General features: G+C 66.5%; 1 protein-coding gene. It reads left to right on the top strand.

Annotated elements, in window-relative coordinates; all coding sequences use genetic code 11:
* Positions 1–253: 253 nt before the first annotated feature.
* A partial coding sequence (locus JHN63_RS52160; protein WP_200692070.1) for a response regulator occupies positions 254–680 on the top strand: 427 nt, incomplete at its 3' end.

Genomic DNA, 680 nt, shown 5'->3' with positions numbered 1-680 from the left:
CCCGCAGTCACGCTGAGCCTTACCCGAGGCACACCGAGGTCTTACCCGTCGCTTGTGGTGTCTTTGTCGATACGGCCACTTTCAATCACGAGTGACCCCTCGAACGAACCGTTTCGTTCACCGAACGATCGACAGCGTGTCCGAATTGCACTGATTGCTACTCACTAAATCGTGATCTTTCTCTAAAGGACCGCGGGTTTGCTGCCGAAGACGACTGTGACCTTGAAAGTCGTCCCACACCCCAGGAGGCCTGGTGTCCGTTCTCCTCGAGCAGCCCGCAAGCCTGGTCGCCTACCGCCCGAACAAGCCGACCGCCATGGTGGTCGTGGCCGACCCGCGCGTCCGCTCCACCGTCACCCGCCATCTGTGGGCGCTCGGTGTGCGCGACGTCATCGAGGCCTCGTCCGTCGCGGAGGCTCGTCCCCGCATCGGCAACCCCCGCGACATCTGTGTGGCAGACGTCCACCTTCCCGACGGTTCCGGTCTCACCCTGCTCTCCGAGACCCGAGCCGCAGGCTGGCCCAACGGACTGGCCCTGTCCGCCGCCGACGACATCGGTGCCGTGCGCAACGCCCTCGCGGGCGGCGTCAAGGGCTACGTCGTCACCGGCACCCGCACCAATGTCGGGCTCCCCACCCGACCCGGCGCCGCCCCCATCGGCTCCGCCGCCGCCCGTATGC

The sequence above is a fragment of the Streptomyces sp. MBT65 genome (assembly GCF_016612545.1).
Classification (GTDB): Bacteria; Actinomycetota; Actinomycetes; order Streptomycetales; family Streptomycetaceae; genus Streptomyces.
The sequence above is the reverse complement of the archived record's forward strand: the minus strand, read 5'-3'. Positions and strand labels throughout refer to the sequence as shown.